This is a genomic window from Amycolatopsis sp. NPDC051373 (assembly GCF_040689465.1).
Taxonomy (GTDB): Bacteria; Actinomycetota; Actinomycetes; order Mycobacteriales; family Pseudonocardiaceae; genus Amycolatopsis.
Window position 1 is genome coordinate 72,859 of record NZ_JBFBAE010000014.1, and the last position, 17,724, is coordinate 90,582.

Genomic DNA, 17,724 nt, shown 5'->3' on the forward strand with positions numbered 1-17,724 from the left:
CTGCCAGTACCGCCCCCTGCGGCCATACTGGCAGTTCAGCGGAGCGCCGTCACTCTTTGGACGGCACGCAGGAGAACCGCCCCGGACGGCTACGGTCGACTCATGGCGGGAATCGTCGTGATCGGGGCGGGGCCGGGGATCGGGGCGGCGGTCGCGCGGCGGTTCGCGCGGGAGGGTTCGGGGTGGCGGCTGTGGCGCGGCAGCCGAAAGATCTCGGGGTCGACGCGGTGACCCACCTCGCCGATGTGGGCGACGAGGAGTCCCTGCGCCACGCGCTCGACGCGGTGACCGAAGACCAAGGCCTGCCCGACGTCGTGGTCTACAACGCCGCCGCCATCCGCAGGAACGCGCCAGGGGAGCTCGACGCGGAGGAGCACCTCAGGCTGTGGCGCGTCAACGTCCTCGGCGCCTATACCGCCGCGGCGCACCTCGCGCCCGAGATGGCCCAGCGCGGCCACGGCACCTTCCTCACCACCGGCGGGATGCCGGAGCCCCAAGCCGCCTACACCAGCCTCTCGCTGGGCAAAGCCGGCCTCCGCACGGTGACGGCGCTGTTCGCCGAGCAGTCCCCACGCTGCACTTCGCCACGGTCACCGTCGGCGGCACCGTGGAGAAGGGCACCGCGTTCGACCCGGACGTCGTCGCCGAGCATTACTGGCGGTTGCACACCCAGCGCGTCTGGGAGCGGGAAGTGCTGATCACGACCAACCCCAGTCCTGCGTGAAACACCCCGCCAGGTAAAGATCCACCCGGTCCGCGAACCGGCCCAGATCGCGGCCGGTCAGCTCCGAGATGCGCGAGATCCGGTACCGCAGGGTGTTCACGTGCAGGTGCAGCGCTCCCGACGTCTGAGTCCAGGAGCCGGAGTGCTCGAGGAAAGCCTTCAGAGTCGGGAGAAGCTCCGAGCCGTGCGCGGCGTCGTACGCCAGCACGGGTCCGAGGACCTTCGAGCCGAAAGATCGGCGCAAATCATCCGGCACGGCGGCCAGCAGGAGCAGGTGAGAGGCCACCTCGTCGCCCGCCAGCACGGCCGCGCGGCCCGGCGAAAGGGCGGCCAGCGTGCGGGCGTGGCGCGCCTCCTGGAGGCCGGAGCGCAGGCCGGCCACGTCGGGCGCGCGGCTGAGGCCGACGGACAGGCGGGCGGAGCCGAGGGCCGGTTCGACCGCGCGGACGGACTCGCGCAGGGTCTCGGCGAGGCGGCCCAGGCGGTCGTGAGCCGGGAACAGCCCGAAGGTCTCGCCGTCGACGGTGGCCACCAGCGTGGGAGCGGGGGCCGAAGCGAGCAGCTCCTCCACCAGCACCTGGGTGAGGCCTGGCCCGCCGCCCTCGACTGCGGCGGAGAGGGTCACGACGTGCGCCGACGGCGGGAAGTCCAGCGCCGCGAGCCGCGCGGACAACGAAGCCGGGGAAGCGTCGTCGGAGAGGGCCAACCGCAGCAGCGGCTCGGCCGCCCGGTTCTCGATGCGCTTGGCCTCGTCGACGCGGGAACGCTCCAGCCCGATCAACGGAGCCAGCTCCAGAGCGAGTTCGCGCCGGGAAACAGCCCAGCGTCCGATGTCGCCGGAGGCCACCAGGAACCAGCTCGCCACGCGGTGGCCCGAGCGGCTGGCGGCGGCCAGCAGCGTGACGGGACCGTCGTCGCCGGGGACGGTCAACGGGAGTCGTTCCGCGCGGAGGAACCGGCGCGCCAAGGCGGCCCGGCGCGCATCGGAAGGTGGCGAGCCCGTGCCGGCGATCAGCCGGCCGGTCGCGCTCAGCACCCAGCAGTCCACGCCAAGCTCGGCAGCGCCCGCGGAAACCAGCGCGGGAAGGCCGTCGCCGCTGGTCACGGCCGCGACCAGCCGCCGGTGCGAGTCGTGCGCGGGGGCGGAACGCTCGGCGGCCAGGCCGAGGATCACACGCTCGGTCACGGTCGCGAAGGACACCGACAGCGGGACCTCGAACAGCGGCAGCCCGACCCGTCGGCACGACTCCACGAGGTGCTCGGGCACGGGCCCTCCGACCTCCGCCGTCCCGGCACCCAGCGCGACCACGCCCGCCGCCGCCAGCACGCCCACGAACTCCTCGGCCTCGGCCGGCCCGGGCAGCCAGCGCATGCCGCACAGCACGATCTCCCCGCCGCTGAGGTACCGCGTCGGATCCTGCAGCGTCGCCTGGAAGACGCGCCCGAACTCGCGGTCCAGTGCCGACTCACCGGTGAGCAGGGTCAGCCCGAGCTCCGCCGTGTCCAGCAGCGCACCCAGCCGCACGCGGCACCTCCTTCCAGGCTCAAGTAGCGCACACGCCGGCGCCGCCGTCGTTTGGAGGAACCTACGAAAAACCACCCTCGACGCCCACCCGGTTTCGGTGGATCTGCCGTGGTCCGCGCCACGTCACGGCGTGTGTACTGGCCGACGAGCGAAGGGAAGGAACACCATGGCGATCGTTCTGGGCGACAACCGCTACGGAAAGGCGGAGAACCGGGTCGTGCGCGTCGACCGCGACGGCGACGAGCACCGGATCACCGACCTCAACGTCAGCGTTTCGCTGTCCGGCGACATGAGCGACACCCACCTCACCGGCGCCAACGACAAGGTGCTGGCCACCGACACGCAGAAGAACACGGTGTTCGCGTTCGCCCGCGACGGCGTCGGCGAGATCGAGGACTACGCGCTGCGCCTCGCGCGCCACTTCGTCACCACGCAGGAGAGCATCCACGGCGCCCGCGTGCACGTGGAGTCGTACCCGTGGCAGCGCCTGACGGTCGGCGGGCAGCCGGCCCACCACTCGTTCGCCCGCTCGGGCGGCGGCACGCGCACCACGACCGTGCACTACGACGGCGCGCAGGCCTGGGTGCTCGGCGGCGTCGAGGACCTCACGGTGCTCGACACCACCGGCTCGGAGTTCTGGGGTTTCCCGCGCGACGGCTACACGACGCTGCCGGAAACGAAGGACCGCATCCTGGCCACGGCTGTCAACGCGAGCTGGCGCTTCGCCCGTGAAGACGTCGACTGGGCCGGCGCGTACGACACGGCCCTGGCCTCGCTGCTCGACGCCTTCGGCGGAACGCACAGCCAGTCGCTGCAGCAGACGCTGTACGCGATGGGGTCGCGCGTGCTCGAAACCGTGCCCGAGATCGTGGAGGTACGGCTGTCGCTGCCGAACAAGCACCACTTCCTCACCGACCTGTCGCCGTTCGGTCTCGACAACCCCGGTGAGGTCTTCCACGCCGCCGACCGGCCGTACGGGCTGATCGAGGGCACCGTGCTGCGCGACGACGCGCCGCCCGCCGGGCCGGCCTGGTCCTGAGACGGAGGCCGAAGTGGAGTTCCTGCGCCCGACCACGCTCGCCGAGGCCCTCGAGGCCAAGGCGGCCCACCCCGACGCCGTGCCGATCGCGGGCGGCACCGACGTGATGGTGGAGATCAACTTCGACCACCGCCGCCCGCCGGCGCTGCTCGACCTCAACCGCGTCAGCGAGCTTTACGGCCACGACGTCGAGGAAGGCCATATCCGGATCGCTGCCGCGACACCGTACACGCGGATCATCGCGGAGCTGGGCGGCCGGCTGCCGGGACTCGCGATGGCGGCCCGCACGGTCGGCTCGCCGCAGATCCGCAACCGCGGCAGCGTCGGCGGCAACCTCGGCGCGGCCTCGCCCGCGGGTGACTCGCACCCGGCGCTGCTCGCGGCCGACGCACAAGTGGAGATCGCGTCCACTCGCGGCACCCGGCGCGTGGCGGCGAAGGACTTCTATGTTGGTGTGAAGCGAAATGTGCTCGAAAAAGACGAGCTGATCACGGCCGTCCACTTGGCACCGGCGAGCGGGCCGCAGCAGTTCAGCAAGGTGGGGACCCGCAACGCGATGGTGATTGCGGTCTGCGCCTTCGGCCTCGCGGTGCACCCGGCCGAACGCCGCGTGGGCACGGGCGTCGGCTCGGCCGCCCCGACACCGCGCCGCGCATTCGACGCCGAGGCGTTCCTCGCGGGCGAGCTGGCGGCCGACGACCAGTGGGACCGCCCGCGAGCGCTCGCCGACTCGGTGAAACGCCGCTTCGGCGAGCTGGTGGCGGCCGCGGCCGCGCCGATCGACGACGTGCGCGGCAGCGCCGACTACCGCAGCCACGCGCTGTCGGTGCTGGCGCGCCGGACGCTCGGCTGGGCCTGGACCGAATACTGCGGAGGGAGGCGCACGGAATGCGCGTGAACGTGAACGTCAACGGCGAAAAACGCCAGGCGGACAACGTGTGGGAAGGCGAAAGCCTGCTTTACGTGCTGCGCGAACGGCTCGGCCTCGCCGGCTCGAAGAACGCGTGCGAGCAGGGCGAGTGCGGCTCGTGCACGGTATACCTCGACGGGGTGCCGGCGTGCGCCTGCCTGGTCGCGGCCGGGCAGGCCGAGGGCCGCGAGGTGCGCACGGTCGAAGGGCTCGCCGACGGTGAGAACCTGGACCCGATCCAGAAGTCCTTTGTGGAATGCGGAGCCGTCCAATGTGGCTTCTGCACGCCCGGGCTCCTCGTGACTGCCCACGATCTCGTGGCGCGCACCGAAAACCCGAGCGACGCCGAGATCCGCGAAGCGCTGGCCGGGAACCTCTGCCGCTGCACCGGGTACGAGAAGATCCTCGACGCGGTCCGGCTCGCGGCCGCGCGGAAGGAGCACGCATGACGCGCCCGGCCCCGGCCCGGTCACCGCAGGAGCTGGCCGACACCGTCACCGGCGGCATCGGCACGAGCCCGCTGCGACCCGACGGCACGCTCAAGGTGCGCGGCGAGTTCGCGTACTCCTCGGACCTGTGGCACGAGGACATGCTGTGGGGCGCCACGCTGCGCAGCCCGCACCCGCACGCGCGGATCGTGCGCCTCGACGTCTCCCGCGCGTTGGCGCAGCCCGGCGTTCACGCGGTGCTGACGCACGAGGACGTGCCCGGCGAGAACCTCTACGGCCTCAAGTACCAGGACACGCCGGCGCTGGCCGAGGACCGCGTGCGCTACCAGGGTGAGCCGGTGGCGATCCTCGCGGCCGACCACCCGGAGATCGCGCGGCAGGCGCTCAAGCACATCGCGGTCGAGTACGAGGTGCTCGAACCGGTCACCGATCCCGAGCGCGCCGCGCACGACGAGACCCTGCCGAAGCTGCACCCCGGCGGAAATCTCGTGCGCTACCAACGCATCGTGAAGGGTGACCCGGCCGTGGAGGCCGACGTGGTCGTGTCCGGCGTCTACGAGATCGGCATGCAGGACCAGGCCTTCCTCGGCCCGGAGTCCGGCCTCGCCGTGCCCGACGACGACGGCGGCGTGGACCTCTACCTCGCCACGCAGTGGCTGCACGTGGACCAGAAGCAGACCGCGCGGGCGCTGGGCCTGCCGCTGGAGAAGGTGCGGCTCACGCTCAGCGGCGTCGGCGGCGCGTTCGGCGGGCGCGAGGACCTGTCGATGCAGATCCACTCGTGCCTGCTCGCGCTGCACACCGGCCGGCCCGTGAAAATGGTCTACAACCGCGAGGAGTCCTTCTTCGGCCACGTGCACCGGCATCCGGCGAAGATGTACTACGAGCACGGCGCCACGCGCGAGGGCGATCTGGTCTACGTGCGCGCCCGGATGTACTTCGACGGCGGTGCCTACGCGTCGAAGACGCCGGTGGTGGTCGGCAACGGCACGACGCTGAGTGTCGGCCCGTACAACGTGCCCAACGCGAAGATCGAGGGCTGGGGTGTGTACAGCAACAACCCGACGTGCGGCGCGATGCGCGGCCTCGGCGCGGCGCAGCCGACGTACGCGTACGAGTCCCAAATGGACAAACTCGCCACGGCCCTCGGCATGGACCCCGCCGACCTGCGGATCCGCAACGCGATGAGCGAGGGCTCCACCAATGTCACCGGCCAGCTCGTGGACTTCCCGGCTCCCGTGGCCGAGCTGATCCAGCGGCTGAAGGACATGCCATTGCCACCGGAACGTGGTGAGAACGCGGACATCCGCGACCTGCCCGGCGGTGCGTCCAATGTGACCCACGGCGAAGGCGTGGTACGCGGGGTCGGTTACGGCGTGACCATCAAGAACATCTCCTACGCCGAAGGGCTCGACGACTACTCCACCGCCCGCGTGCGGCTGCAGGTGATCGGCGGCGAGCCGGTGGCGCTGGTGCACACGGCCGCGGCCGAGGTGGGCCAGGGGCTCGTCACGTTGCAGCAGCAGATCGCGCGCACCGAGCTGGGCGTGCCGCGGGTGACCGTGCACCCGGCCGACACGAGCGTCGGCGACGCGGGTTCGAGCTCGGCTTCGCGGCAGACCTACGTGACCGGTGGTGCCGTGCGCAACGCGTGCCGTGCGGTGGCCGACGCCGTGTACGCGCTGGCCGAACGCCGGCTGGGCTGTGCTGCGAAAGGTATGTCGCTGGCAGGCGGCAAGATCGTGGCCGGTGACGGTGAGGTCGTCGTGTCCCTTGTGGACCTTCTCGGTGAGGATATCGTCGAGGAGACGCGGGAGTTCCACCACCGCAAGACCTACCCGCTCGACCCGGAGACCGGCCAGGGCGACGCCCACGTGCAGTACGGTTTCTCCGCGCACCGCGCCGTGGTGGACGTCGACGTGGAGCTGGGTCTGGTCAAGGTCGTGCAGCTCGACTGCGCGCAGGACGTGGGCAAGGCCATGAACCCCGACGCGGTGCTCGGCCAGATCCAGGGCGGGTCCGCGCAGGGTCTCGGCCTGGCCGTGATGGAGGAGATCCAGGTGGTGGCCGGAAAGGTGCGCAACCCGTCGTTCACCGACTACCTCATCCCGACCGTGCTGGACATGCCGCCGATGCGCATCGACGTGCTGGAGCGGCCCGACCCGCACGCGCCCTACGGCGTGCGCGGCGTCGGAGAACCGCCCACGATCTCCTCGACGCCCGCGGTCGCCAACGCCATCCGCGCGGCGACCGGCCTCGAACTGCCCCGGGTCCCGATTCGGCCCGAGCACATCACCGGAACCTGATTTCCGAGAACTGTCTGGAGCGCAAGCGAAATGACCCTCTCCCTCGACGCCGACCTCGAGCGCGAATGGCTCCTCGAGAGCGTGCGCATCGCGACCCGCAATGTCGCCGACGGCGGCGGCCCGTTCGGCGCGCTCGTCGCCAAGGGCCGTGACATCATCGCGACCGGCGTCAACCGCGTCACCTCTTCGCTCGACCCCACGGCCCACGCCGAGGTGGTCGCCATCCGCGCGGCCTGCCAGGCACTCGGCACGTTCAAGCTCACCGGCTGCGTGCTCGTGTCCTCGTGCGAACCGTGCCCGATGTGCCTTTCGTCCGCGCTCTGGGCGCGGGTGGACGGCGTGGTCTACGCGGCCGACCGCCACGACGCGGCCAAGGCCGGCTTCGACGACCGCGCGTTCTACGAACTGTTCGACAAGCCCCGCGAAACCTGGGAAGTACCCGTTTCCCGGCTGTCCCTCAAAGACGGCTTCGCACCGTTCGACGCCTGGCTGGACCGGCCCGACCGCGTCGACTACTAGGCGCTCGGCGCCGGCGGTTCTCCCCGGTCCGGCCCCGCAGTGCCCGACAAAGAAGCGCCCGATAAAGAAGCGCCCGACACCGGAAGCCCGTACCCCGGGCACATCCCGGTGCTGACCGGAGCACCACAAAAAACGCAACTCGTCAGGCTCGCCGCGTCCCGTCCGAACACGGGGCGCGGTGGAGCACACCCACCGGCAAGGGGACGACGCATGACCCAGGTACACATCGACGACGCTGTGACCCCGGCTCCAGGACCAGCTCGTAAGTCCATTACGGACCGGCTCTTCGACATCACCGCCCGTCGCACGACCGTGGGCCGCGAGGTGCGCGGCGGCATCACCACGTTCGTCGCGATGGCCTACATCGTGCTGCTCAACCCGCTCATCCTCGGCGCTTCCGCCGACATCACCGGCGCGAAGCTCAGCGCTGCCCAGGTCACCACGGCCACGGCGCTGGCGGCCGCGGTGATGACCATCCTCATGGGACTCGTCGGCAACGCGCCGCTCGCGCTGGCCGCGGGTCTCGGGATCAACGGCATCGTCGCGTTCCAGATGGCGCCGGCGATGACGTGGCCCCAGGCCTTCGGACTCGTGGTGCTCGAAGGCGTCTGCATCGTGATCATGGCCGTGAGCGGGATCCGGGAACGGATCATGAACGCGATCCCGGCATCGCTCAAGATGGCGATCACGGTCGGCATCGGGCTCTACATCGCGCTCGTCGGCCTGGTCAGCGCCGGGTTCGTCACGCGGACGCCGGACTCGGCCGAGTCCACTGTGCCCGTTCGGCTCGGTTTCGACGGGCACCTCGACGGCTGGCCGATCGCGGTGTTCTGCTTCGGGCTGCTGCTGATGACGGTGCTGATGTCGCGCAAAGTCCCGGGCGCGGTGCTGATCAGCATCGCGGTGTCCACTGTGCTCGCCGTGGTGCTGCACGACGGTTTCCACGTGGGGAACTGGGGTCTGACCACCCCGACGCTGCCGAGCCACGTGGTGGCGGTGCCTGATTTCGGACTGCTGGGCCACATCGACCTGTTCGGCGGCTTCGCTTCAGCGGGTGCGCTGACCGCCACGATCTTCCTGTTCACGCTCGTGCTGTCCGGCTTCTTCGACGCGATGGGCACGATCACCAGTGTGTCGGCCGAGGCCGGGCTGTCGAAGGACGGCCGCGTGCCGCGGATGGGCCGGATCCTGTTCGTCGACGGCGCGGGCGCGATCGCCGGCGGGCTCTCGGGTTCCTCGCCCAACACCGTGTTCCTCGAGTCGGCGGCGGGCGTGGGGGAGGGCGCGCGGACCGGGCTCGCGAGCGTGGTCACCGGCGCGCTGTTCGCCGCGACGCTGCTGTTCACGCCGATCGCCGGCATCGTCCCCGCGCAGGCCGCGGCGCCGGCGCTCGTGGTGATCGGCGGGATGATGGTGGCGCAGTGCCGCAACATCCCCTGGCAGGACAGTGATTACACGATCCCGGTGTTCCTCACCGTCGCGCTGATCCCGTTCACGTACTCCATCACCAACGGTGTGGGCGCGGGCCTCATCGCGTTCGTGCTCATCAAGACGTGCAAGGGCAAGTGGCGCGAGGCCGGCTGGATCCTGACGGTGCTGGCACTGGTGTTCACCGTCTACTTCGGAATCGACGTCGTCAAGGCTGTCTTGTAGCTGTGGCAGCTCGGAGGAAAGGAACCGTTGTGACCCTGATGTTCCTCAACGGCGGCGCCATGCGCGGCGAACCGCTGCACCACCTGCTCGACGGCGCCCCTCTCGTCGCCTCGACGACGACCGCGCCGAAGTACCGCTTCTACTCCGTGGGCGGCCAGTGCCCGGCTTTGGTCCCGGTCGCCCACGGCGGCGGTGCGGTGGCGGGCGAGGTGTACGAGGTGTCCCTGGACGCGCTGCGGGACCGGGTGCTGCCGGCCGAACCGCCCGAGCTGGAGCTGGGCGTGATCGAGCTGGCGGACGGGAGCTCGGCGTTCGCGATGCTGCTGCGCCGGCCGCAGACGTCCCACGTGCAGCTGCGCGACATCACCGAGATCGGTGACTGGCGGGCGTTCCGGTCTCAGTCATGACGGTGCTGGTCGCGCCCGACAAGTTCAAGGGCTCGCTCACGGCGGCGCAGGTCGCTTCGGCGGTCGCTGCCGGCTTGCGTGAGGTGTCCCGCGACGAGCCGGTGGTCGAGCTCCCGGTGGCGGACGGCGGTGACGGCACGGTGGCCGCCGCCGTCGCCGCCGGGTTCCGCCGGGTGCCGGTGCGCGTGTCTGGGCCGACGGGGCGGCGGATCACGGCGTTCTTCGCGCTCCGGGGTGACGTTGCCGTCGTGGAGCTGGCCGAGGCGTCCGGTTTGCAGCGGTTGCCGGGTGGGCTGCCGGCGCCACTGACGGCGTCGAGTTATGGCACAGGCGAGCTGATCGCGGCGGCGCGGGCCGCCGGGGCGTCGCGGATCGTGCTGGGTGTCGGCGGGAGTGCGGGCACGGATGGTGGTGCCGGGATGCTGACGGCGCTGGGGGCGCGGGTGCTGGATTCTTCCGGCGCCGCGGTGCCTCTTGGCGGTATCGGGTTGGCCTCGGTGTCTACTGTGGACTTATCTGGTCTGTCCGCTGTGGACATCGACCTGGCTTGCGACGTGGACAACCCGCTGTTGGGGCCTTCGGGTGCGGCGGCGGTGTATGGGCCGCAGAAGGGTGCGAGCCCTGAGGATGTTGCCGTGCTGGAAGCCGGGTTGCGCCAGTGGGCTTCGGTGCTGGGTCCTTCGTCCGCCTCGGCCGCGGGCGCCGGCGCGGCGGGCGGGGTGGGCTTCGCGGCGCTGGCGGCGTTGGGCGCTCGGCTGCGGCCGGGTATTTCCTTGCTGCTCGACCTCCTGGGCTTCTCCGCCGCGGTTCGCGATGCCCGTCTCGTCATCACCGGCGAGGGTTCCCTGGACACGCAGTCCTTGCACGGCAAGGCCCCTGTCGGCGTCCTGCGCGCGGCCACGGGCGCCGGCGTCCCGACGGTTGCCGTGGCGGGCCGCTGCCTGCTGTCCCCGGCCGAGTGGCGCGCGGCCGGCTTCACCGCCGTCCACGCCCTCACCGACCTCGAACCGGACCCGGCGCGCTGCATGACGAACGCGGCGCCGTTGCTGCGCCGCCTCGCCGAACGCCTGGCCCGCGACCGCGCCTCAACCGTCCAGCGCGGAGGATCGGCTGGGGTCGGCGAGCGGAAGTTCCGCGTGCAGGCTGGTCCCGGCTCCGAGCGGGCTCTGCAGGACGATCCGGCCGCCGATCGCTTCGACCCGGTCTTTGAGGCCGAGCAAACCGGTGCCCCGGGTGAAGTCGGCGCCACCGACTCCGTCATCGAGGACCGTGACGAGCAAGAGGGCTTTCGCGGCGTCGAGGCGAATGGTCACCGAGGCGGAAGACGCTCGTGAGTGCTTGGCCGCGTTGGTCAGCGCCTCCGCGACGACGAAGTAGGCGCTGACCTCGACGTGCTTGGGGAGCGACTGCGCCGGCTGCTGGTCGACGTCGACCGGGATGGGCGAGCGGCGGCCGAGCGTGCGCACGGCCGCCTGGAGTCCTCCCGTGTCGAGGATCCCCGGGTGGATACCGCGCGCGATCTCGCGCAGCTCGTTGAGCTGACTGGTGGCTTCGGCGGCGAGGTCACCGAGATCGGCGGCGAGTTCGGTGAGTTCCGGTGGCACCTGCGCCTGTGTCGCGCGCAGCCGTAACGCGAGAGCGACGAGCCGTTGCTGAGCACCGTCGTGCAGGTCCCGTTCGATGCGCCGGCGTGCCTGGTCGGCCGCCGTGACGATCCGCGCCCGCGACGCGGTGAGCTGGGCGTAGAGCTGGGCGTTGTCGAGGGAAACGGCGAGCTGGCCCGCGATGAGCTTGACGGCGTCGAGCCGCTCCGCGGTGAACGCGCCGCGGATCAGCCGGTTTTCCAGCAGCAGCGCCGCCCGCGGAGTGCCGCGGCTGAGGACGGGCACGGCGAGGAAGGAGCAGCGCGTGAGGCCCGCGAAGCACGGGTCGTGGGCGAAGCGGTCGTCGCGGGTGACGTCGTCGACGACGAGTGGTGCCTCCGTCCGGCGGATGTAGCGCAGCACCGACATCGGCACCGCGTGGTCATGATCGGCGCCCGTCGCTGTGTTCGGGGGAGCGGAGGCGGGCAGGAGCCAGTCCCGCCGGTCGTCGCTCCACAGCACGAGGCGGACGACGGTGGCACCGGTCATCGCGCTGAGCACATCGACGACCCGCGAATGCAGGCGTTCGATACTCGTCCCGGAGCTCAGCGCCCGCGACGCGGACAGGACGCCGAGCAGGTCGAGGGTGCCCGTGGTGACCGCGGAGCGCTCGTGGACGGCACCCGCCGGTCGGGCCTCCTCGAGACTGGCCGTCGCGCCGGCTCCTGATCGCAGAGCCGGGTAGGCCCAGTCGAGCTGCGCCACCTTCGCGGTCGCGCCCCAGGCGGCGTAGTCGTCGCGGGCCTGCGCGAGCAGGTCGAAGCCGGTGTGGTCGATGTCGTGCGCCAAGTGGAAGCGCGCCGCGCGCTCGGCGATCAGGGCCCGGTGCCAGGGGCGCCGACGCTGGACGACCTCGCGCCGGGCGGCGTCGAACGCCCGCACGGCACCGCGGAAGTCGTCGACCGCCCAGGCCCGCTCGGCCTCGAGCAACCGCACCAGGTGCAGGAAGTTTTCCGGTGCGTCCCTGACCCGCGCGGCCAGCCACCGCATCACCTCGTCCAATTCGGACAGTGGAGCTCCGCGCTCGTCGGCAGTGGCCGCGCGGGCCTGGTCGGCCAGGGCAAGCCCGCGCAGCAAGCGGGCCACGGCGGTGGAGTAGAAGCCGGCGGCGGCCGGGAGAAGGGCCATGGCGGCCGCACTGTGTTCTGCCAGGCGAACTCGATCACCGAAGCAGGCAGCCGCGAGCGCGTGACACTGGTGCGCGTAGAACAGTGCCAGCGGATTGTCGGAGAAGCGGTCGAGAGGGATCGGGTCGTCGGTCGCGGCCGGGCTCTCGCCGCGCAGCACGTCGGCCAGCCACCGGTAGCTGTCGAGCCATTGGCCGGTCTGCTCGTTGCCGGTCCGGCGCAGGAAGGCGAACCCCCGGTCGACCTCCGCGACGAAATTCTCCAGCGACGACGCGCACTCCGCCAGGTACGGCACGGAGAGCTGGTAGGTGTATCCGGCGTAGGCCAGGTCACCGCCCGCGATCAGCCCCGTCCTGGCCTCCTGCGCCGCGCGGGCACCGTTCTCGATCGGCTCGAACCAGCCGCTGAGAGCGGAGAACATGTGCCGTGCCTGCGAGGTGCCGGGCTCGTAGCCGCGGGCCTCGCCCAGCGCCACGATCCGCTGCAACGCGCGGTATCCGGCCTCGTAGGCACCGCGCTGCGCCCCCGCGTGGTAAGCGGCGTGGCTTGCCGGGCCGATCACGCTCGGGCCGGGCCCGTGCTCGATCCAGATCCGGATGGCTTCAAGACCCAGCCAGGCGATCAAGGCCGGGTCGGCGACGAAGTAGGCGGCCGGCAGGGCCGCGTCGATCAAGCGGGTCACGGCCAGCGTGGTGGCGTCGGCAAGGTCCGGCCGGGCCAGGTCATCCGCTGGGTCGCTGCCGGCCGCCCACCGGTACAGGCGCTCGAACCGCTGGTCGACTTCGGCGGGGAGCCGATCCCCCGAAGGTACGACGACGCCGCACTCCCGCAGCGACTCCAGGCTCAGCGCGATCGCCTCCGCGAACCGGGTTTGGTGCGTGAGGCCGCGTACCTGGACCGCGGTCGGGCCCGCGCGGTCCGGCATTCTTTCGCAGAGCCGCTCGATCACCCGGTACTCCGCGTCGGCCTCTGCCAAGCGCCCGGAACCGAACAGAGCTGCTTGGCGAGCAGTGCGCAGCTCGACCACCACGGCGATCTCCGCGGGGTCGACCAGCCGCAACGCCGCCGAGAGGAGCGCGTTCACCTGCACATCGTCACCCGTCAACGCGGCCTAATCGGCGCCGCGCCGCAGCAGCTTCGTCACCTGCCTGCGCTCTGCGGGATCGTCGACCGCGTCGATCACCGGCAGGTACTGGTCGGCGGCGGCCGCGAACAGATCAGGCGCCCTGGCCAGCCGTCGCGCCATGGCCAGGTGCAGCGCCCGGCGCCGCTCCGGATCGAGCGTGGACAGAATCGCCTCGCGGACGCGGTCGTGGCGGAACCGCACCGCGCCGTGGGCCCCGCTCTCCAGGGCCAGAAGTCCCTCGTCCAGCGCCGGCGCCAAGTGCCGCTCCACCTCGCCGTTCGGCTCGCCCGTGGCAGTCCGCAGCACCGAGACCTCGACCTGCCCGCCCAGGCAGGCCATCGCCTCCACCAGCCGCCGGGTCCGCGGCGGCACGGCCTCGATCCGCGCCGCCAGCAGGTCGCCGGCCTCCGATGGACCCAGCCGGTCTCGCAGCCGCGCCGGATCCCACCGCCACCCCGAGGCGTTCGCGGTGAAAACACCGTGGCGGCCCAGCGCGTTGAGCAGCTGCACGGTTTCGTACGGGTTGCCGGACGTGCGCGGCTCGATCACCTCTACCAGGCTCGCCGCCGCGACGGCGTCGGCGTGCAGCATCTCGGCGACCATGGCGACCAGGCTCGGGTTGGGCAGGTTGCCCAGCCGCAGGTACCGCACACCGGCTCGGTCTTCCGACCCTGCCGGTGGCTCTGCCGAAGCCACGTCGTCGTCGCGGCGCACACCCACCAGCAGCAGGCCGGCGATCGGTTCCTCGTCGAGCAGGAGGTCGACGAACCCGAGTGGGACTCGCCCGGCCCATTGCAGGTCGTCGAGGAGCAGCACCACCGGTCGTTCCGGCGACGCGATCGCCCGCAGGATCTGGACGCTGTTGTGCTGGGCCCGCGATTGCGCGGTGAGCGGATCGCCGGGATCGGGCGGCACCTTCAGCAGCGCGGCGAACTCCGGCACCACAGCGGTCAGCAGGCCCACATTCGGGCCGGCTGCGGCGAAGATGCGTTGCCGGACCTCGGTCAGCTCGCCCTCCGGCTCGGCCAGCAGCAGCCTTCCCAACGCCCGGAACGCCTGGTGCACCCCGTCGAACTCCAGATCCCTCCGGTACTGGTCGAACTTGCCCGCCACGAACCAGCCGCCCCGGCTCGTCACGGCCGGGCGCAGCTCGTCGACCAACGCCGTCTTGCCCACCCCCGCCTCGCCGTTGATCATGACTCCCTGGCACCGGCCCGTCAGCGCGTCCTCGAACGCCGCGTGGAGCACGGCCACCTCGGCTTCGCGCCCGACCAGTCTCGGTGGCGCGACCAGCCGGAGCGGGAAGTCGTGTTCACCGACCCGGACCGGTCCCGCCCGGGCGTCCCGCAGCCGCTCCAGGTCGTGGACCACGCCCTCCGCCGTCTGGTACCGGCTGTCCGGCTCCTTCTCGAGCAGATGAAGGATGATCTCGGGCAGGGCCGCCGGCAAAGCCGGGTTCACCTCGTCCGGCGGCACCGGGACCTGCGCCAGGTGGTCGTGGGTGAGGCGAAGCGGATCGCCGGAGCCGAACGGCGGTGCCCCCGTCGCCAGTTCGTAAAGCGTCGCACCCAGCGAGTACAGGTCGGCCCGCTGGTCGACGGAACGGCCGGTCCGCCCGGTCTGTTCCGGCGCCAGGTACGCGAGAGTCCCCACGATCTCGCTGCGATCGGAGAACGGACGGCCGGCGTCGGCGAGCGAAGTGGCCAGCGTGAAGTCCACCAGGTACGGAGCACCGTCGCGGGAGATCACGACGTTCGCGGGGGTGATTTCCCGGTGCAGCACGCCGCGGCGGTGCATGGCCGCCACGGCTCTGACCAGGCCCAGCGCGACGTCGACCAGGACATCGACGGGAAGCGGCTTCGACAGGCCGGCCAGGTTCGTGCCGCCGACGTCCGCCAGCACGATCGCCCCCGCGTACTGCGGTGCGTCCGCCAGCTGCGCCACCCCCGGGACCCCGCGGAGCTGTTCCAGCACCGCCCGCTCGTGCCGCAGCCGTCCCGGCGCGTCCGGCCCGAGCGGCTGTTTGCAGACGACGGTGTGATCAGGGAGGAACAGCCGGACGATCCGCGTGCGCTCGTCCTCGCGAAGTACTGAGACCCGGGTGTCCGGATCTCGGCCCGGTAGCTCAGCTGTGCCCACCCGACACCTCCACGCACCGTCGGTCTCGACGCAACCTCTGCCTACACCCATCTCAGCGCGATCGCGACCCTTCCGGGCCGGCGGTGAACCGGCTTCTTCTTCCCCGGATTCGCCCGCTTTTCACCACCCCCAGCGGCACCCGGTGACCAGCCGCCGCCCTATCCGAGCAGGTGGAGGTGGGGCGCCAGACGGAGTGCCGCGGCATCTTCGGTTGTCGCCCAGATGAAGTCGTCGTGTTCGGCGGGGTTGAGGGTCACCGTGCCCGGCGTGGGTTCGGCGGCGTCGTAGACGCGGGCGTGGATCGTGAGCGGGCGGCCGTCGAGGTCGGGCCACGAGAGGCGGGCGCGTTCACCGAGGAGGCGGACGTGCAGGCCCGTTTCCTCGGCCACCTCGCGGACCGCGGTGGTCTCCGGGGCTTCGCCGGGCTCGGCGGTGCCGCCGGGGAGCTCCCAGTGCTCGCCGAGGAACGTGCCGGGCGCACGGCGAAGGAGGAGGACCGTGGCGCCGCGGGAGAGCCAGACGTAGGCGAGGAGCTTGGTGGTCATGAGAAGCCGCCGTTGGAGGTGAGGAGCTGGCCGGTGACCCAGGTGCCGTCGGGGCCGCAGAGGAAGGACACCAGGTTGGCGCAGTCGCGCGGGGTGCCGAGGCGGCCCAGCGGTGTGCGATCACGAAGGGCGGTGCGCAGGGGGCCGTCCATCCAGCCGGTGTCGGTCGGGCCGGGGTTGACGGCGTTGGCGGTGATGCCGCGGGGGCCGAGTTCCGCGGCGGCGGCCACGATCAGGCGGTCGAGGGCGCCTTTGCTGGCGCCGTAGGGGACGTTGTGGACCACGGCGTCGCTCGTCAGGGCGACGATGCGGCCGTTGCCGTGGGGTCCGCCGAATCGCACCGCGAACTCGCGCATCAGCAGCCAGCTCGCGCGCGTGTTCACCGCGAAGTGCCGGTCGAAGCTTTCGGGCGACGTGTCGAGGAGACCGGAGTCGACGGATTCGCAGTGCGCCAGCACCAAAGCCGTCACCTCGCCCAGAGAAGAAGCCACGCGGTCGAACAGCAAAGCCGGTGCCGCAGGATCGGCCAAGTCCGCTTCGACCGAGAAATCCCCGGCCCGCACCGGATCCGCGCCCCAAGGCATGCGCGCGTCGTAGGCCTGCCAGTGCGTGCACGCGACGAGCCAACCGTCCGTCGAGAGGCGTTCGGCGATGGCCGCCCCGATGCCCGCGCGTCGGCCGACGCCGGTGACCAGGGCGACCGGGCGCTCACTCTTCAATGGCCCCGCCCACGGCGCGCAGGTGCTCGCGGAAGGTCAGCGCGGGGTTGGCCTCGCGGGCGCGCAGGAACTCGGCGAAGCGCACCTGCTCGCGCAACGTCTTGCCACCGCGGATGAGTTCGGCCTGGCGGCGCTCGGTGTCGCGAATGGACTCCGCGAGGCGGAACACGTCGTCGGCCTCGGCGGCGGGCATGAAGACCACGCCGTCGTCGTCGCCGAACACCAGGTCGTCCGACGTGACCTCCCACTCGCCGACGCGCGCGGACTCGAGCGCGTTCGCGGCGCGGTCGGTGAGCGAGAGCGGTCCGGTCGGCAGGGACCCGAGGCTGAACACGGGCAGCCCGATCGCGCGCAGGTCGGCGGTGTCGCGGTGCAGGCCCCAGATCACGATGCCGGACGCGCCCGCCGTCGCGGCCTCGATCGCCACGAGGTCGCCGACGCAGCTCTCGTCGAGGCGCCCGCCGTTGTCCACCACCAGTACGTCGCCCTCCGCGGCGCTCATCAGCGCCTCCAGGAACACGTCGACGCTGCCCGCGTGCCGCGCCGGCAACACCCGCCCGGCCACACGCCCACCGATCGCCGCCCGCGTGCCCGCCGGCGCACAGCGCACCTGCAACCGCGCGCGGATGCAGCCGTCGGTGAGGTGCGCGGTGGTGAGCGTTTCGAAGCGGCGCCGCAGCTCGTCGTTCTTCATTTCGTTCAGGCCTTTCTCGCAGCGAGCTGGAAGACGTTGCCGGACGGATCCCGCACCATGGCACGGAAATCGCCGTACGGAGTCTCGCGCGCAATGTCTTTGGCCCCGGCTTCGCCGGGGCGTGCGAGATCGCCTTTGAGCCGGCTTCCGGATGTGGGCGGTCGGATCGGCCGGGGGCCGATCGAACCACCCACATCCG

At 71.6% G+C, this 17,724-nt stretch carries 14 protein-coding genes and 2 pseudogenes; 9 read left to right on the top strand and 7 right to left on the bottom strand.

Features of this window, described 5'->3' with window-relative positions:
* Positions 1 to 191: 191 nt before the first annotated feature.
* Positions 192 to 698 (top strand): SDR family oxidoreductase, encoded by a 507-nt coding sequence (locus tag AB0383_RS26305; protein WP_364184463.1) that lies wholly within the window; start codon positions 192 to 194, stop codon positions 696 to 698.
* Here AB0383_RS26305 and AB0383_RS26310 read toward each other — a convergent pair whose 3' ends face one another.
* Positions 699 to 2,249 carry a helix-turn-helix domain-containing protein gene (locus AB0383_RS26310; protein ID WP_364184466.1) on the bottom strand — a complete coding sequence of 517 codons (1,551 nt, stop codon included), beginning with the start codon at positions 2,247 to 2,249 and terminating at the stop codon, positions 699 to 701.
* Positions 2,250 to 2,415: 166 nt separating this feature from the next.
* On the opposite strand from AB0383_RS26310, the gene pucL reads away from it, so the two are divergent.
* The 8 genes and pseudogenes from pucL to AB0383_RS26350 form a co-directional block, all read left to right on the top strand.
* Positions 2,416 to 3,288, top strand: a complete 873-nt coding sequence (pucL, locus tag AB0383_RS26315) for a factor-independent urate hydroxylase (RefSeq protein WP_364184468.1) — start codon at positions 2,416 to 2,418, stop codon at positions 3,286 to 3,288.
* A 13-nt stretch (positions 3,289 to 3,301) separates the two neighbouring features.
* Complete coding sequence (locus AB0383_RS26320) at positions 3,302 to 4,186, top strand: FAD binding domain-containing protein (protein WP_366188781.1); 885 nt, start codon at positions 3,302 to 3,304, stop codon at positions 4,184 to 4,186.
* The gene (locus AB0383_RS26325; protein ID WP_366188782.1) at positions 4,177 to 4,647 is read left to right on the top strand and encodes a (2Fe-2S)-binding protein; all 471 of its coding nucleotides are present in this window, start codon (positions 4,177 to 4,179) and stop codon (positions 4,645 to 4,647) included. The genes AB0383_RS26320 and AB0383_RS26325 overlap by 10 nt, the downstream gene beginning before the upstream one ends.
* Positions 4,644 to 6,953: a xanthine dehydrogenase subunit D gene (gene pucD / locus AB0383_RS26330; RefSeq protein ID WP_366188783.1), complete on the top strand. Its 2,310-nt coding sequence runs from the start codon at positions 4,644 to 4,646 to the stop codon at positions 6,951 to 6,953. Before AB0383_RS26325 ends, pucD begins: the two co-directional genes overlap by 4 nt.
* Positions 6,954 to 6,983: 30 nt before the next feature.
* Complete coding sequence (locus AB0383_RS26335; protein WP_366188784.1) at positions 6,984 to 7,472, top strand: nucleoside deaminase; 489 nt, start codon at positions 6,984 to 6,986, stop codon at positions 7,470 to 7,472.
* Positions 7,473 to 7,682: 210 nt separating this feature from the next.
* Complete coding sequence (locus AB0383_RS26340; protein ID WP_364184477.1) at positions 7,683 to 9,125, top strand: NCS2 family permease; 1,443 nt, start codon at positions 7,683 to 7,685, stop codon at positions 9,123 to 9,125.
* 29 nt (positions 9,126 to 9,154) lie between these two features.
* Entirely contained in the window at positions 9,155 to 9,532 is a 378-nt protein-coding gene (locus AB0383_RS26345) for a gamma-glutamylcyclotransferase (protein WP_364184480.1), read from the top strand.
* Positions 9,529 to 10,611, top strand: a pseudogene (locus AB0383_RS26350) (glycerate kinase); the annotation flags it as partial. The gene AB0383_RS26345 and the pseudogene AB0383_RS26350, both read left to right, overlap by 4 nt.
* A gap of 6 nt (positions 10,612 to 10,617) precedes the next feature.
* Here AB0383_RS26350 and AB0383_RS26355 read toward each other — a convergent pair.
* From AB0383_RS26355 to AB0383_RS26380, 6 genes and pseudogenes are all read right to left on the bottom strand, one after another.
* Positions 10,618 to 13,386 (bottom strand): histidine kinase, encoded by a 2,769-nt coding sequence (locus AB0383_RS26355; RefSeq protein WP_366188785.1) that lies wholly within the window; start codon positions 13,384 to 13,386, stop codon positions 10,618 to 10,620.
* A 27-nt stretch (positions 13,387 to 13,413) separates the two neighbouring features.
* Positions 13,414 to 15,567 carry an AAA family ATPase gene (locus AB0383_RS26360; RefSeq protein WP_366188786.1) on the bottom strand — a complete coding sequence of 718 codons (2,154 nt, stop codon included), beginning with the start codon at positions 15,565 to 15,567 and terminating at the stop codon, positions 13,414 to 13,416.
* Between the two features lie 158 nt (positions 15,568 to 15,725).
* The gene (locus AB0383_RS26365) at positions 15,726 to 16,112 is read right to left on the bottom strand and encodes an NUDIX hydrolase (RefSeq protein ID WP_366188787.1); all 387 of its coding nucleotides are present in this window, start codon (positions 16,110 to 16,112) and stop codon (positions 15,726 to 15,728) included.
* A complete protein-coding gene (locus AB0383_RS26370; protein ID WP_364184486.1) occupies positions 16,109 to 16,831 on the bottom strand; it encodes an SDR family oxidoreductase in 723 nt (240 codons plus the stop codon). Before AB0383_RS26370 ends, AB0383_RS26365 begins: the two co-directional genes overlap by 4 nt.
* On the bottom strand, positions 16,821 to 17,525 hold the full coding sequence (locus AB0383_RS26375; protein WP_364184488.1) for an RraA family protein: 705 nt from the start codon (positions 17,523 to 17,525) through the stop codon (positions 16,821 to 16,823). The genes AB0383_RS26370 and AB0383_RS26375 overlap by 11 nt, the downstream gene beginning before the upstream one ends.
* 5 nt (positions 17,526 to 17,530) lie before the next feature.
* A pseudogene (locus tag AB0383_RS26380) lies at positions 17,531 to 17,724 on the bottom strand (hypothetical protein); the annotation flags it as partial.

Coding starts and splice junctions, on each gene's coding strand:
- pucD (WP_366188783.1), top strand. CDS start 4,644: ATGACGCGCCCGGCCCCGGCCCGGTCACCGCAGGAGCTGGCCGACACC.
- AB0383_RS26340 (WP_364184477.1), top strand. CDS start 7,683: ATGACCCAGGTACACATCGACGACGCTGTGACCCCGGCTCCAGGACCA.
- AB0383_RS26335 (WP_366188784.1), top strand. CDS start 6,984: ATGACCCTCTCCCTCGACGCCGACCTCGAGCGCGAATGGCTCCTCGAG.
- AB0383_RS26325 (WP_366188782.1), top strand. CDS start 4,177: ATGCGCGTGAACGTGAACGTCAACGGCGAAAAACGCCAGGCGGACAAC.
- pucL (WP_364184468.1), top strand. CDS start 2,416: ATGGCGATCGTTCTGGGCGACAACCGCTACGGAAAGGCGGAGAACCGG.
- AB0383_RS26375 (WP_364184488.1), bottom strand. CDS start 17,525: ATGAAGAACGACGAGCTGCGGCGCCGCTTCGAAACGCTCACCACCGCG.
- AB0383_RS26365 (WP_366188787.1), bottom strand. CDS start 16,112: ATGACCACCAAGCTCCTCGCCTACGTCTGGCTCTCCCGCGGCGCCACG.